We start from the raw sequence: 803 nt of genomic DNA on the forward strand, positions 1-803 counted from the left end.
GAGACCGTCAAGAATTATGTGTAAATAAGTAAATCCTTTTCTTGTATGTATTCTTAAGCCTGTTTGAACATCTCAGCCAGCTCTGCGCGAGCTTGATCGAATCCGATATGGCAGCGGGTGGAGAAGTTCTGGTTATAGATCTCAAACTGGGAAACCAGGAAGCGGTCCAAGGAATCTTCGTTCGGGAATTGCTCCTTGCGTTTGCTGTATTTCTTTACTTTCTTGTTGAACGATTCGATCAGATTCGTTGAATAGATGCTTCGCCAAATGGATTTGGGGAAGTTGTAGAAAGTGAAAATAAAGGGATTCGCTTCCAAGGATTTCGTCACTTTGGGATAAGCGGTTTTCCATTTGTCGACAAAGGCGGTCAGCGCCTCTTCGCCTTGTTCCCGACTCTCTGCACGATAGACCGATTTGAAGTCATCGAGAATCTCTTTTCGATCGGTGACGCGGACTTTGTGGGCAATGCCGCGCGACAGATGCACGCAGCACGCCTGATACTTGGCGTCCGGAAAGACCGAAAAGATGCGATCGGTGATGCCTTTCAAGCCGTCGGAGATAAACAGAAGCACCTCTTCGACGCCACGCTCCTTCAAGTCCACTAGGACTTCTTCCCAAACGAATGCGGATTCCGTAGGCGCTACTGTATAGGCCAGCACTTCTTTCGAACCATCCTCCCGGATGCCGACCGCAATATAGACGGCTTCCTTGGATACGGTCTCGCGCTTAAGTGAAATATAAGTCGCATCCAAATAGACGCACACGTAGCGAGCGTCCAGCGGGCGGGCTTTGAACGCCTCCAC

At 49.4% G+C, this 803-nt stretch carries 1 protein-coding gene; it reads right to left on the reverse strand.

The window, feature by feature from the left end:
• Positions 1–53: 53 nt before the first annotated feature.
• Positions 54–803, reverse strand: a 750-nt coding sequence (locus CXF70_RS06695) for an IS256 family transposase (protein ID WP_145990711.1), incomplete at its 5' end; no start/stop codon positions are given.

Origin of the sequence: Planomicrobium sp. MB-3u-38, assembly GCF_002836425.1 — a bacterium.
In the GTDB taxonomy this organism is placed as follows: domain Bacteria; phylum Bacillota; class Bacilli; order Bacillales_A; family Planococcaceae; genus Planococcus; species Planococcus okeanokoites.